This is a genomic window from Gottfriedia sp. NPDC056225, assembly GCF_042267765.1.
In the GTDB taxonomy this organism is placed as follows: Bacteria; Bacillota; Bacilli; order Bacillales; family Bacillaceae_G; genus Gottfriedia.
In genome coordinates this window covers 125,218-138,810 of sequence record NZ_JBHJTJ010000009.1, presented here as the reverse complement: position 1 = coordinate 138,810, position 13,593 = coordinate 125,218, and the positions used below count along the sequence as shown (strand labels likewise).

Annotated in this window: 12 protein-coding genes; 6 read left to right on the top strand and 6 right to left on the bottom strand. The window is 31.7% G+C overall.

Annotated elements, in window-relative coordinates; translation table 11 throughout:
• Positions 1-122: 122 nt before the first annotated feature.
• The gene (locus ACFCYN_RS08995) at positions 123-1,022 is read left to right on the top strand and encodes a LysR family transcriptional regulator (RefSeq protein ID WP_375948819.1); all 900 of its coding nucleotides are present in this window, start codon (positions 123-125) and stop codon (positions 1,020-1,022) included.
• A 183-nt stretch (positions 1,023-1,205) separates the two neighbouring features.
• Here ACFCYN_RS08995 and ACFCYN_RS08990 read toward each other — a convergent pair whose 3' ends face one another.
• Genes ACFCYN_RS08990 through ACFCYN_RS08980 form a run of 3 tightly spaced genes read right to left on the bottom strand, consistent with a single transcriptional unit; the run spans position 1,206 to position 4,785 of the window.
• Positions 1,206-2,339 (bottom strand): Ger(x)C family spore germination protein, encoded by a 1,134-nt coding sequence (locus ACFCYN_RS08990; protein ID WP_375948817.1) that lies wholly within the window; start codon positions 2,337-2,339, stop codon positions 1,206-1,208.
• Complete coding sequence (locus tag ACFCYN_RS08985) at positions 2,336-3,409, bottom strand: GerAB/ArcD/ProY family transporter (RefSeq protein ID WP_172445476.1); 1,074 nt, start codon at positions 3,407-3,409, stop codon at positions 2,336-2,338. Before ACFCYN_RS08985 ends, ACFCYN_RS08990 begins: the two co-directional genes overlap by 4 nt.
• Positions 3,406-4,785, bottom strand: a complete 1,380-nt coding sequence (locus ACFCYN_RS08980; protein WP_375948815.1) for a spore germination protein — start codon at positions 4,783-4,785, stop codon at positions 3,406-3,408. Before ACFCYN_RS08980 ends, ACFCYN_RS08985 begins: the two co-directional genes overlap by 4 nt.
• A gap of 402 nt (positions 4,786-5,187) precedes the next feature.
• Between ACFCYN_RS08980 and ACFCYN_RS08975 the strand changes: the two genes are divergently transcribed.
• The 3 genes from ACFCYN_RS08975 to ACFCYN_RS08965 are packed head-to-tail and all read left to right on the top strand — an operon-like array spanning position 5,188 to position 8,850.
• Positions 5,188-7,506 carry a xanthine dehydrogenase family protein molybdopterin-binding subunit gene (locus tag ACFCYN_RS08975; RefSeq protein ID WP_375948814.1) on the top strand — a complete coding sequence of 773 codons (2,319 nt, stop codon included), beginning with the start codon at positions 5,188-5,190 and terminating at the stop codon, positions 7,504-7,506.
• A 1-nt stretch (position 7,507) separates the two neighbouring features.
• Positions 7,508-8,341, top strand: a complete 834-nt coding sequence (locus ACFCYN_RS08970; protein WP_375948812.1) for an FAD binding domain-containing protein — start codon at positions 7,508-7,510, stop codon at positions 8,339-8,341.
• Positions 8,341-8,850, top strand: coding sequence for a (2Fe-2S)-binding protein (locus ACFCYN_RS08965; RefSeq protein ID WP_375948810.1), 510 nt, complete (start codon positions 8,341-8,343; stop codon positions 8,848-8,850). The genes ACFCYN_RS08970 and ACFCYN_RS08965 overlap by 1 nt, the downstream gene beginning before the upstream one ends.
• A gap of 4 nt (positions 8,851-8,854) precedes the next feature.
• On the opposite strand, the gene ACFCYN_RS08960 is transcribed toward ACFCYN_RS08965, so the two are convergent.
• Both ACFCYN_RS08960 and ACFCYN_RS08955 read right to left on the bottom strand, forming a co-directional pair.
• On the bottom strand, positions 8,855-8,995 hold the full coding sequence (locus ACFCYN_RS08960; RefSeq protein ID WP_172445471.1) for a hypothetical protein: 141 nt from the start codon (positions 8,993-8,995) through the stop codon (positions 8,855-8,857).
• Positions 8,996-9,008: 13 nt separating this feature from the next.
• A complete protein-coding gene (locus ACFCYN_RS08955; protein ID WP_172445470.1) occupies positions 9,009-9,446 on the bottom strand; it encodes a hypothetical protein in 438 nt (145 codons plus the stop codon).
• 359 nt (positions 9,447-9,805) lie between these two features.
• Here ACFCYN_RS08955 and ACFCYN_RS08950 point away from each other — a divergent pair, with 359 nt between their 5' ends.
• The gene (locus ACFCYN_RS08950) at positions 9,806-10,843 is read left to right on the top strand and encodes an AI-2E family transporter (RefSeq protein WP_375948808.1); all 1,038 of its coding nucleotides are present in this window, start codon (positions 9,806-9,808) and stop codon (positions 10,841-10,843) included.
• Between the two features lie 37 nt (positions 10,844-10,880).
• Here ACFCYN_RS08950 and ACFCYN_RS08945 read toward each other — a convergent pair whose 3' ends face one another.
• The gene (locus ACFCYN_RS08945) at positions 10,881-11,789 is read right to left on the bottom strand and encodes a LysR family transcriptional regulator (RefSeq protein ID WP_375948807.1); all 909 of its coding nucleotides are present in this window, start codon (positions 11,787-11,789) and stop codon (positions 10,881-10,883) included.
• Between the two features lie 308 nt (positions 11,790-12,097).
• On the opposite strand from ACFCYN_RS08945, the gene ACFCYN_RS08940 reads away from it, so the two are divergent.
• Positions 12,098-13,540: a spore germination protein gene (locus ACFCYN_RS08940; RefSeq protein ID WP_375948805.1), complete on the top strand. Its 1,443-nt coding sequence runs from the start codon at positions 12,098-12,100 to the stop codon at positions 13,538-13,540.
• Positions 13,541-13,593 lie beyond the last annotated feature (53 nt).

Sequence of the window (13,593 nt, the reverse complement as noted above, 5' to 3'; positions counted from 1 at the left end):
ATTTTCTTGTAAACTTAAGTATGTGAGAATAGAACAAGATAATACTAAGAATGATACATTTATTTTGAAAATAATCTAAAATCAATTAATGATATCTGGTCTTACAGAGAGAGTGGGGAATCATGAATTTCGAACAAATGGAACATATCGTATATGCAGCAAAGGAAAAGTCAATTACGAAGGCTGCTGAAAAATTATTTATCTCACCTTCTGGCATGAGCCAGTCCATTACTCAGTTAGAAAATGAACTTGGAATAAAAATTTTTAACAGATCAAAACAAGGGGTTACTCCAACTTTTGAAGGGAGAATTGTTATTTCTAAGGCAATTACTCTATTGAGCACAATTAAAGAGCTTAATAAAGAAATTTTTGATATTAAAAATAAAAGTGAAACTCATTTGAAAATACTAACCGCTCCTACATTTACATATATGATTCAAGAAACAATGGTAATGTTTAATGAAGAACCTTATGAAGTTACATTTGAAGTTGTTGAAGAAAATCCTGCCAGTATTATTCAAAATTTTCTTAATCAAGATTATGATTTTGCACTTATTCCTGCTACAAACGAAGAGTTAAAAAAAGAAAGATTCATTGAATATGAGCATTTACATAAAGGACATATGTGTATTGCAGTCGGTAAGAAATCACCATTTTATACTTATGATTCTGTGTCTCCAAGTGAATTAAAAACTGCAAAAATAGTTATGTATAAAAACTCTGACTATAAAACGCTAGAAAAAATTTCAAAAATGAATTCAAACAATGTTGTTCTTAAAACAAATAGAAGTAGCTTACTTTTTGAGTTAGTAAAAGAGAGCCAAGCAATTTTGTATTTGCATGAATTTTCGATTCGAAATCGGCCAATGATTTTAAGTGGAGATATTAAAATAATTCCCTTAAAGGAAGAAGATACGTTCTACGTTGACTTTTGGCTCATTCATTTACAATCGAAAAGTTTATCACCATTGGCAAGAGAATTTATTGAGAAATTAAAAAAACAGTTTAAAAATACCATATAAAAAAGATAGTGGAGACAGGATTTTGAACTGACTTCACTATCTTTTTTAAATATTAATAAAGTATAAATTGACAGCAGAGAAGAAAACTTGGCGTAGTTGCCAATTTTAGGAATTAATTTTAAGTGCAACTACGTCTTTGTCTTCGCCTAAAGACTCGCCAATCGGTGAGTATTCTTTATTTTATTATTCTTCAAACTGGTTTTCTTTACCAATTGTACCTGTATTTAATATGGTTACAACCACTTTAGGTTTGATTTTAATTGTTGGATATTCTTTTTCCCAATTAAGTTTTCGCCATTTTTCAGGGTGATGTTCTTTTAAATAGCGACCAATCCCTAGTACATCACTATTAGCAAGTTGAATTTCTTTAATAACTTCTTGAACCCTTTTATTTAGATCTTTATTAAGAATTGACCACATTTCATCCTCGCCTAATAATTTCATTGAAGAAATGCCATCTATAGATACATTAACTTTAACTTTTAAATCGACTTCTATTTTATCTTTAGATGTCGAAACTGTTAATGTATTTTTAGGTCGAATAATATTATAAGCAAGTATATTGTAAGGTGGTTCATATTTTTTTGGAAGCTTTGTAATAAAATTACCAATAGAGCCGTAATGTCCCATCATCATTAGAAGAAGCGGAGACTGTTCAGAAGAAATGTAATGCCCAGTATAGCTACCATTATGCATTAAACCTGCGCCAGTTACTTCTACGCGATCGGTTGGTGTTATATCTACTACTGGTAATGTAAAGTCTATACCTTCTTCGGAAGTATAAGTAAAAATATTAAAAAGCTCTATTTTTTGAGCGATTGAAGTTAATTCAGCATTCTTAATAGTTTGACTCAATATAACCGATAAAGGTTTAGTTCCGACCGTTTTTAATTTTAAAACGTTTTTTGCGGGCTGTTTATTTGTTATTGCAACAGATACATTCAGATTTGAAAACGTTCTCCGTCTAAAAGTACTTAAAATGTGAGTAATTTTTGTTTTTGAGAACTCTTCACCTAATAATATAATTTTAGTTTTTGATGTCGTTATATCTCCTGGTAAAAATGATTGTAAATGCATTGAAGCTTGAGACACTGAGACTCCTTTAGAATCAACAGTTTCACTCTGGAAATCGAATACTCCAGCACCCTTACCGATAATATCAAGTATTAGCGCATTAACATCAATTTTTTTATCTTGATCTAAATCAAAACTAATCCCATTAACTAATGTCTTTTCAGTAATTGTTCTAGTATCCCAACAACCTGTGGTTAATAAAAGAATGGAACATAAACTAATAACTTTAAAAAATTTATTCATGAGTTTATTAGGCCCCTAACTTTATTAATTAAGAATAGTAGAAATGGAATGATGATAATAAAGATGGGATCTAAATAACTGCCAAAATTCGCAATTGTTTCTCTTTTGATTACGAGTGAAGAAACTAAAGGGTAAAAAGCAAATATGATTAATATGATGAAAAATAATATACTATTTCTATTTTTTACTATTAAATAAAGACGCTTATGTACATCTTCACTAATAATAAAAATATAGCTAATTACTGTTGCACAAATTACAATGATCCATAAGGTTAAAAACAATGTATCTAGACCTTCGATCATTTTTGACTGAAAAGTTTTAAATATATAAAGTATGGGGTCGATGATGTAACTATTTTCCTTATTGCTTAATCTGATATAGGACGTGAAAAGAATAAAGGTATACAGTAATGTTGTAAACAAATTTGCTAAAGATAAAGTGAATAATTTCTTTTTTGTATCTTGAAAAAATGGCGGTAAAAATAAAAAGATTTCAAAGCCTAACATTTCAATAAAGGATGAATATGCGCCAGAGCTGATCTTTTTGATTGGAGATTGACCAATAGGTAATATTCTTCCAAAATGAACATTATTATAAGAAGCTAGTAGAAATAAAATAAATATCAGAAAAATAAATGTGCAAAGTACATACGTTCTAGCGATTGTTAAGATATCCTTTTTCGCGACAATATAGGCTGTAAATAAAAATAAAATGAGAATAAGCCAAGCAGGGCTTTTTGGAAAAATCCAAATTTTAATAATATCAGAAAATCTAATAGATACCACGATAACAACATACAAAAAATAGATGAAATAGCAAATATTAATACAAGTCCCAATGAATGGATTCGTTATTATTTTTGTATAGTCTGTAAAGCTTTTATTTGGAAATTTTTTATACAAACTATAATAAAGAAATAATATAATTTGAACGATTAAACCACCAATAAGTGTCGAAATCCAACCATCATGGCCAGCTATTTTATAAATTTTATTAGGTAAGTTTGTAATGGCAACTCCGAATTGTGTAAATATAATTAAATAAAATAGATGTTTATTATTGATCATGTTGCTTTTCCCTTCCTATTTTTTAGTAATACAAATTCGGAGAAATCTGGATTCTCTACATATCGATAACTAAACGCTCTGATTTTTGATAGATGAGCAAACATCATAAAAATGCCAAGGCTAATACCAATAAATCCAAAAATGGATGCAAGGATTAAAAGAGGTATGCCCATTATTCTTGCGGTAATAGACATTTCTTTTGATGGTAGAGCAAATGAGGAAACGGCAGTAATAGAAATTACAACAACCATAGAATTTGAGATTAAATTTGTTTGTACTATAGCCGTCCCGATGACAATTGCCCCAATAGTACCTATAGTTGCACCAACAGGGCTTGGAAGTCTTAGAGCTGCTTCCTTCAATAACTCTAAAATAATGATCATTGAAAAAGCTTCGACTATAGGTGGAAGTGGTACATTTTCAATTGATAGTTTTAAAGTATAAAAAATAGAAGTAGGTAAGATATTCGAATGAAAATTTGTAACTGCTATATAAATTGAAGGTAACGATACTGCAATCCAAAATGCGAGTATTCTTAAACAATAAAAAAATATTCCAAAAATCCATCTAAAATTATAATCGTCTGCACTACGAAAGTAACCATAAATATCATAAGGAAATAACAAGGCGCTTGGGTCGTTATCGAGTATAATTGCAGGTCTTCCTGCTAATAAATGGCGAACTGTACGATCAGGTCTTTCAGTGTACATTACTTGTGGAAATGGAGAAGAGGGATATTCTTCAATTATATTTTGAATATGTACAGTTTCGATCATTCGTACAGGTTCAACTTTTCCACTTGTCTCTAGCTTTTTTATCTTCTGTTCAATTGTTTCAATCATTGAGATTGGAGTTATATCGTTTAAATAAAAAATAGAAAGCGTCACAGGATATTTTTTACCAATTGTTAAATTTTTGATGACTAATTCTTTCGTACGTAATCTTTTTCGTATTAAAGTAGAGTTGATTTTAAGACTCTCTACAAAACTGTCATGGGGACCTAATATTACTGTTTCAGAAATTGATTCTGATATTGAACGATCGCTATTATCAGAAAGTGCAGAATATGACTTTGCTTTACTTTTATTATTATTAAAAACAATGACGTTACCAGAAAGTATGGACTGAATACATTCATCAAGTGTACACGCATCTTCAGTTTCTAAAATTGTGGTTATAATTCGATCTGAATTATTTTTTAAAAAAATGCGTTCTAGTATATGAGTTTGAATAACTTCTGAATCGATCAAAGTGTCTAAATAACATAAATGTAGAGTTACTTCCTCGATTGTATACTTTTTATATTTAAAATCTGAACTAGATTGAAAGGTGCATTGTACTTCTTCAAGCATGGAGGTTATTTCGTTTACTTCCATCTAAATCAACTCCTTAAAACTCCGCTAAGAATATAAGTATTATTCCCGTAAGTAAATTGGATATGTATGGAAATGAAAGATGGATTTACCAAATACTTCGTTAGTGATTCATACTTGTTCAATTTTTTGAATCGTTATATATGATGGCTACTTCGCCAATCTGGGCATTTTTTTCGTGTTTGTTTCATAAATTTTTTAGAGAATCTCAAAATGATAGAAATTTATCATGTGTTTTTTTTCGTGTAACAAGTCTACAAAAATATAGATTGGACTATTCTGTAACTTAACTATAAGTTTTATAGAAATAAATTAGTTACCAATTATATTTTAAATAATAGTAGGAATAAAAAAGGTTTAATTAAAATATGAAATGCTTTTTTTGAAAGGGGTTGAGAAAACATCATGCATATAATTGGAAAAGGAATCCCCCGAAAAGAGTCCTTCGAAAAAGTTACAGGCTATGCTAAATATACAGACGACTTTGAGACAAGTGATATGCTTCATGGGCAATTAGTAACAAGTCCATACGCACATGCGATGATTAAAAGTATAGATGCTACCGACGCCCTAAAAGTACAAGGTGTAAGAAAAATAGTATTTGGTGAGAATCTACCTTTAGTAGGAGAAGGAATACTGGATCGATATCCAATTGCATTTGATCGTGTTCGATTTTTTGGAGAAGTAGTTGCAATTGTAATAGCGGACACCCAATATATAGCGGATCAAGCTGCAAATTTAGTAAATGTACAATATGAATTACTCCCAGTAGTAAATTCACCCTCAGAAGCACTTAAACAAGATGGACCACTTATACACCCAAATCTAGGAGAATATGAAGTTACTGAAGGAGTTTATCCAGAGCCTGGTACTAATATAGCCACTAGAATTAAAATTCGTAAAGGTGATTTTAACAAAGGCTGGAGAGAGAGTGAAGTAATGGTTGATGAGAATTTTGCATTTAGACCATCAGACCATTCTGCAATGGAGACAAGATGTTCGTTTGCTCAAATCCATCATGATGGAACTATTGAGATTACTACATCTTCACAATCACCATTTATGGTTAAGGCCTTAATTGGAGATTACTTCAAGATTAAACCTGGAAAAGTTATTGTAAATACCCCATTTGTAGGTGGAGGTTATGGTGGAAAAGGAGCAATACAGTTAGAGCTTTTAGCCTATATTGCTTCACGGGCTGTAAATGGTAGAGTAGTAAAAATATATAATACTCGTGAAAATGATATGCTTTCATCACCTGGACATATTGGACTTGAAGCGAATGTAAAACTAGGATGTACAAAAGATGGAATGCTAAAAGTTGCAGAAATTCAATATTTATGGGATGGCGGAGCTTATGCAGATAAATCAATCGATTTAACTAGGGCAGGGGCAGTTGACTGCACTGGACCTTACAATATCGAAAATATTTGGTGCGATTCTTTATGTATGTATACGAATCATCCATATCCGGCACCTTTTAGAGGGTTTAGTCATTCAGAAGTACATTTTGCATTCGAAAGAGCAATGGATATTCTTGCTAAAAAACTAAATATGGATCCTATCGGTCTACGAGAAAGAAACGCTATTAAGCCAGGTGATACAACGCCTACTCAAGTGCTCTTAAATTCTAGCACTGTTGGAAATCTACCTCAATGTATTGAAAAAATGAAAGAATTAATCAATTGGCAGGAAGGTCAAATTATTGACTTAGGCAATCATAAATTAAGAGTAAAAGGAATTAGTTGTTCTTGGAAAACTTCTACTATTACACCAAACGCAAGTTCAGGTGTAGTATTGAGCTATAATGCTGACGGGAGCATTAATTTAATTTCTGGTGTAGTAGAACTAGGTCAAGGTACAAAAACAATTCTTGCTCAAATGTTAGCAGAGATTCTTAAAATGGACATAGACGACATACATGTTCAAATGAATATCAATACGTTAAATACACCCGAACATTGGAAAACAGTTGCAAGTCGTGGGACTTTCATGGCAGGAAGAGCATTATTAGCAGCCGCCGAGGATGTAATGAAACAATTAAAAGATTTAGCTTCTTTTATATTGCGTGCTCCTGTAGATGATTTAGAAGTTGGCTATGGAAAAGTGTTTTTAAGAAGTAATCCAGATACAAATATCCCAATTGAAAAAATTGCCTACGGATACACATTTCCAAATGGAAATTCAATTGGTGGACAAATAATTGGTAGAGGCCACTATATTTTAACTGGCTTAACACGTATAAATCGAGAAACCGGGGCTGGAAAACCAGGTCCTGAATGGACGGTTTGTGCTCATGGTGTAGAAATTGAAATTGATACAAAACAATATGTTTATCGAATTATTAAGGCTGTTTCTGTTATTGATATCGGAAAAGTATTAAACATTAAAACTGCAACAGGGCAAGTTAAAGGTGCAATGAGTATGGGATTATCCTTTGCTGGAAGGGAAACTTTTACATTTAATAAGCAAGGTAAAGTACTTAATCCGCAGTTACGAACTTATCGACCAATTCGATTTGGAGAACACCCCAAATATGAAGTTGCGTTTGTTGAAACACCTCAAGTTGATGCAGTATTTGGTGCAAGAGGAGTAGGGGAGCATGGTTTACTAGGAATGCCGGCTGCTCTTGGAAACAGTCTTTCTACCGCACTTTCGGCAAATATCAATAATTTACCAATTATCCCAGAACTATTATGGAAAGTAAAAGAAGGTGGGATATAGTTTGTTATCTTCTAATATAGAATACTATAAACCAATGAACATTAAAGAAGCATTGGAACTTTTTTATTTTTTAAAGTCTAAAAATAGAAGGCCAATTTATTATGCAGGTGGTACGGAAATCATTACACTTGGTCGTTTAAATTTAATCGAAACAGATGCCCTTATCGATATTAAAGAACTAAATGAGTGTCAAATATTTGAGTTTAACGAGGACTATTTAGTATCAGGTGCTGCGCTTTCACTTACAGATATTGAAGAAAAAAACCTCTTTCCACTACTCTCTAAAGCGTCCATGGGAATAGCTGACCGCACTGCAAGAAATAAAATAACATTAGGTGGAAATTTATGTGGTCAAATCTTTTACCGGGAAGCGGTATTACCATTTCTGCTTTGTGAAAGCCAAGTAGTTATAGCAGGATATAATGGGATAGAGGCTTTTCCAATCGAACAAATCTTCAATCAAAACCTTCAGCTCCAAGACGGACAACTTCTAATCCAACTTTTAACAGATAAGTTATATATTAATCTACCATTTATAAGCATAAAAAAACGTCAGCAATGGGATACGGGTTATCCATTACTAACGATCGCTTCTATAAAATCAGATCAACAATTACGTTTTGCATTTAGTGGACTATGTCCGTTTCCATTTCGTTCAAAGCAAATGGAAGTCGAGCTAAATAACACTAACTTGAGTGTAGAAGAAAGAATACAAAAAGCAATTCAATTCATTCCTGGTGAAGTACTTGATGATGTGGAAGGTTCAAAAGAGTACAGATTATTTGTATTAAGAAACACTTTAGAAGAAATCATTTTAGAAATGGAGGGAAGGTAATGGACCAGTCTCCAATAAAAAAATTAAGTGTTTCTTTAGATGTTAATGATGAAATTCGTCAAGTGGAGATTCGTCCAGTAGACACTCTCCTATATGTTTTACGAACAAAGCTTGGTCTTACTGGTGCGAAGCCAGGCTGTTTAAATGGAGATTGCGGAGCTTGTTCAGTTGTTATGAATGATACTGTGTATAAATCATGTATAATGCTTGCCATCGAGGCAATTGGACAAAAGATTACAACAATTGAAGGCTTAAAAGATTCACCTATACAAAAAGCCTTTGTTGAAAATTTTGCGTTTCAATGTGGGTATTGTACTCCTGGATTCATCATGAATTGTCATTCACTTTTATTAAAACATCCACATCCATCTTATGAAATGATGAAAGAATGGCTATCTTCCAATATTTGTAGATGCACATGCTATGAAGAAATTGAAGGAGCTGTTTTATCAGTTATCGAGAATAGAGAAAAACCAATCAATACTGAGCTAGAAAAAGACAAACAGTGATTTCTTAACTCACCTGTGTCGTTGAAGTCGTTGAATCACTTGACTTTCGTTGTGTAAAGAAGAAAATGAACGTAATAACAGAAATTGCCATAAGGTAAACTTGGGTATCTGTAGGTCTTACTGTAGGGATATCTGTTAAAGCCATAATCACCATTCCTTTATTTACTAAAGATTCGCGGATCAATTTCAAAATGTTTCGAAACAATTTTTTTACAAAAGTAATACGTTTTTTTTAAAAAAGGAAGTGTCGGAACGCTAACTGGTGCACCAAAAATGGGACCACTTACATTAAGTGAAAATCTACCAGGTCCTATGACGGAGCTAACAACTCGAACTTCATCAATTAATAATAAAATAGCAATTATAATATCGATTACATCAATGAGAGTATTCGTTAATTGATCTCCAAATTTACTTTCTATACGTTCTCTACCTAATAAGGGGCCACTTAGAGAAAGACTAAATTCACCAGACGTTACAAAAACACCTATTATCGTAATTTGGCCAGTTAATAATAGTGCAGCAGCAGCGACATTTAAATCTCTTTGAAGAGTAGCAATAATTCGGAGATCTTCTTTAATCTTATAGTCATTCATGGCATCACACCCTCATGCCTATAGTATTCATTCAGTGCCCAAGTGTGAATGCAGTAAGTAAGGTGAAATGGCTGAAAAACAATTATTGACATAAAAAGTTCAATAAAAAGATGTAGTTATACATATTTGTGTAGCTACATCTTTATTTTTTGTATTAGAATTGATAAAATGAAAAGTGGCGCTTTTCAAGATTAAAATTTGTTAAATGAAACTCATAAATGAAGATTTTATTAAATAAAAATGAAAAGAGAAGCAACGTTTATGAACCACTTCCCTTGGGATGTGGTTATGTTTTTATAATAAAACTAAGATTTCCATATTACTCAACATAATAAATTTAAAGTGAGGGGGGTTGTGTAATGGAGGTCAAAAAATTCTTTCAAAGTAGTACATTTAGACGGCTAGCGATGATAATTTGTATCGTCATTGTGTTAATCTTAATTCGAGAAATAATAAATTTAGTCCTACTAATTTTCATTTTTACTTATTTAATGGACCGTGTGCATAAATTTATAGTGAATCGATTGAATAAGATTTTGCCGGTTAATCGTTTAGTAGTTGTCTACTCATTATATATAGTTATTGTGGCAGCTTTAGTGTTCGGAATCTATAACTACTTACCTATAATTACAACTCAAGTTGTTCAACTTATAGTGCAAATCAAGACGTTTTATATGAATCCGCCAGATGAAAAAATTATAAATTATATCGTTACTGCAATTAAAAAGGTTGAAATTTCAGGTTATACTGAGCAAGGATTAGATTTTTTATACAAATATGCATCTAATATTAGCCAATGGGGAATTGAAGTACTAATTGCTCTGATTCTGAGTTTCTTTTTCCTACTTGAAAAGCCTCGAATTATAACATTTACACGAAAGTTTAAAAATAGTAAAATATCTGCTATTTATGGTGAGCTGGCTTATTTTGGAGAAAGATTTTCTCGTTCTTTCGGGAAAGTGATTGAGGCTCAGTTTTTAATTGCCTTTGTAAATTGTTTCCTATCTGTCATTGCGTTAAAATTTATGGGATTCCCTCAGTTAATCGGTTTAGGCTTTTTGATTTTCTTACTTGGACTAATCCCGGTTGCAGGAATGTTTATTTCGTTAATTCCACTTTGTACGATTGCATATACTATTGGTGGAATGACTCACATCATGTATATCATTCTGATGATCTTAGTTTTACATGCACTTGAAAGCTATTTCTTAAACCCAAAACTGATCTCAGCTAAAACGAATTTACCAGTTTTTTATACATTTCTAATTCTTGTATTCTCTGAACGATTTTTTGGCGTTTGGGGTCTTATTATCGGGATTCCAGTTTTCATCTTCTTATTAGATGTATTAGACGTAACAAATAACGATGAACCAAAAGTAGTAGAAGCAAAAGAATAAATAAAAGATGATACCGAAAACCGGGTATCATCTTTTTTTAACCTACATATTCATTCATTTCCGATTTAATATATTTAATTAATTGTTTTTCAATTGGAGATAATGACTTCTTTTTTAAGCGTAAAAGTCCAAGATTCACATTTAAAGCTCCATAGTTTTGTAAGTCAACTTCAACAATTTTACCTTCTAATAAAGCAGGATTATTTTTTAAAATAAAATTTGGTGCAAGACTAACCGCCATTCCACTAGAAACTGTTCGAATAATTTCATCGGAGTGGGTGGAAGAAAATAATATATTCATATTTCCGTATTTGTGCTGGAAATTGTTACTAAACCAATTAATATATTCACTGTTGTAGAGGATCAATTTTTGCTGAAGTAGTTCTTCGGGCGTTATCGTTTTAGTAACTGCAAACAATGAGTCTTTACTTACATATACTTTCAAATTACCTTTTTGGAAGGTGTCGCAAATTAACTCTTCATTTTCTTCTAAAAATTCACCGTAAAGACAAATAACTCCAAAATCTATTTTGTTTTGAATTATATTATCCAACGTGTGAATTGCTATATTTTCTTCGATTTCTATATTAATATTTGAATATTTGTCATTAAATGCCGATAAAGGTGTCATCAAATAATTAGTAAAGGCTGGGAGTGTCGATACACTTACATTACATATTTGCTCAACAGCACTTTTCTTAGCTGCCTCTCTTAATTCTTCATATTTTAAAAGGACTTCCTTCGATTTTTTTATTATATTTTCTCCTTCTTTTGTTACTGTTACGCCGACTCGTGAGCGGTCGAAAATTTTTAAGCAAAGATCTTCTTCAATTTTTGTAATCGCTTGGCTAATGCCTGATTGACTCACATGAAGATTTTCTGCAGCAGATGAAATAGAGCCTGTTTTAGCAACCTCTACTAGAAATTCTAATTTTTGTATATCCATAATTGCACCACCTAATGTAAACCATTCTACTATTAAAATTATGGAATTTATTGAAATCCCTCTAAATTCTTTCATTAGAATTTTTAATATTAATATTAGAAAATGTAATAGTACTAAAAAAGGTTTATATATCGTAATTTTCCTTGTTAATTTCGGAAATATTGAAAAGCTGTTAATGAAGAAAAAAGGGAATAAAGTTGGAAGGGTCTAATATGAATGCCCAACTGTTTATTTTTTTGTTGTTTTATTTAACATAAATTGGATTATGCCGGACAAACTAAACCAAAATATGTTTAAGGTGATCTCTATTGAATAACACAGAACAATCTACTTTATTAGTAAGTTTAGAAAAGAATATTCATTATTTAAAAGAAAAATTTAATAACACTACTGATTTGAAGATTAGACCATTAACAGTTAATGATGACGTGATCCGTGATGCAGCCGTTTTATATTTAGATGGCATAACGAATACACAAGCTATTCAAGATAATGTTCTTTCCCCGTTGTTAAGAATCATAAAATTCAATAGTATTGATGCCATTATTACTCGTCATCTTTTAATTGCGGATGTAAACAAAGTGACATCTTACGAAGAGATTTTGTCTGGATTATCAAAAGGGAAGACGCTTATTTTAATTGATGGTTATCATGAAGGAATATTGGCAGATACTGCTGATTGGCAGATGCGTTCGGTAACTGAACCAGATACACAAAGAGCGATGAAGGGGTCGTTAATAGGATTTAATGAACAATTAAAGGTAAATGTTAATATTCTTCGTAATTTTATACAGTCACATAAATTATCTATTGAAAACCTACAAGTTGGAAATGAAGTGAAAACGGATGTTTCGATATTATTTATGGATGGATTTGTTGATCAACGAATTTTAGAGGAAACACGAAAAAGAATAAAAGAAATAGATGTTACTTATTTATTAGAAGCGAGAGTAATTGAAGATGCGCTCGAAGGTAAGAAAACGTTATTTCCTACGGTCTTTACAAGTGAACGTCCAGATGTAACTGCTTCAGCACTATTCGAGGGGCGTATTGCAATTTTCGTTAACGGAATACCTTATAGTCTAATTGTACCAGCACTTTTTCTGCATTATTTTCATCAACCAGATGAATACAATCAAAAGTCAGGTCGCTATGGTAACAGATTTATGCGTTTATTTAGTTGGTTATTTTCAATTGTTTTATTAGGAGTATATGTCACATTCGTCCGTTTCCATAAAGAGTGGGTGCCTGCTCACTTTGCTAAAATCTTTTTTAAGAAATCAGATACAATGTTACCTATTTTTGTTGAGATTTTATTTGTTATGTTACTATTCCAATTACTTGTTGAAGCTTCATTGAGAATACCTAAGTCGACTGTTATTATTGTTTCACTTATAGGAGCCATTGTTGTCGGACAAACGGCAGTAACAGCAAAACTTATTCATGCGATGACGTTAATAGTTGTAGGAATTAATTTTCTAGCGAATATTTCGATTTCTGCAGGTGGATTATATGGATCAGTTTTAACATTACGATTGATATTTTTATTATTAGGTTTCCTTTTTGGGTTAAAGGGACTACTTGTTGGATTTATTCTTATGATCGCTTATATGGCATCAATTAGATCGATGGGTGTTCCATATTTAGCACCTTTTATCCCATTCAATCCTAAAGAAATGAAGGATGCCCTAATTAGAGGAGATTTAAGAAAGTTAATTAATAGTAAACATACATATCCTCATAAAAAATAAAAAAGAGTAACGTATTTGAAAATGTACGTTGCTTTTTGTTTTCTAGCTATTGA

Excerpts from the sequence above, each read along its gene's own strand:
- ACFCYN_RS08950 (WP_375948808.1), top strand. The coding sequence starts at position 9,806 with ATGGAGGTCAAAAAATTCTTTCAAAGTAGTACATTTAGACGGCTAGCG.
- ACFCYN_RS08990 (WP_375948817.1), bottom strand. The coding sequence starts at position 2,339 with ATGAATAAATTTTTTAAAGTTATTAGTTTATGTTCCATTCTTTTATTA.
- ACFCYN_RS08960 (WP_172445471.1), bottom strand. The coding sequence starts at position 8,995 with ATGGCTTTAACAGATATCCCTACAGTAAGACCTACAGATACCCAAGTT.
- ACFCYN_RS08975 (WP_375948814.1), top strand. The coding sequence starts at position 5,188 with ATGCATATAATTGGAAAAGGAATCCCCCGAAAAGAGTCCTTCGAAAAA.
- ACFCYN_RS08985 (WP_172445476.1), bottom strand. The coding sequence starts at position 3,409 with ATGATCAATAATAAACATCTATTTTATTTAATTATATTTACACAATTC.
- ACFCYN_RS08995 (WP_375948819.1), top strand. The coding sequence starts at position 123 with ATGAATTTCGAACAAATGGAACATATCGTATATGCAGCAAAGGAAAAG.
- ACFCYN_RS08955 (WP_172445470.1), bottom strand. The coding sequence starts at position 9,446 with ATGAATGACTATAAGATTAAAGAAGATCTCCGAATTATTGCTACTCTT.
- ACFCYN_RS08965 (WP_375948810.1), top strand. The coding sequence starts at position 8,341 with ATGGACCAGTCTCCAATAAAAAAATTAAGTGTTTCTTTAGATGTTAAT.
- ACFCYN_RS08945 (WP_375948807.1), bottom strand. The coding sequence starts at position 11,789 with ATGGATATACAAAAATTAGAATTTCTAGTAGAGGTTGCTAAAACAGGC.
- ACFCYN_RS08980 (WP_375948815.1), bottom strand. The coding sequence starts at position 4,785 with ATGGAAGTAAACGAAATAACCTCCATGCTTGAAGAAGTACAATGCACC.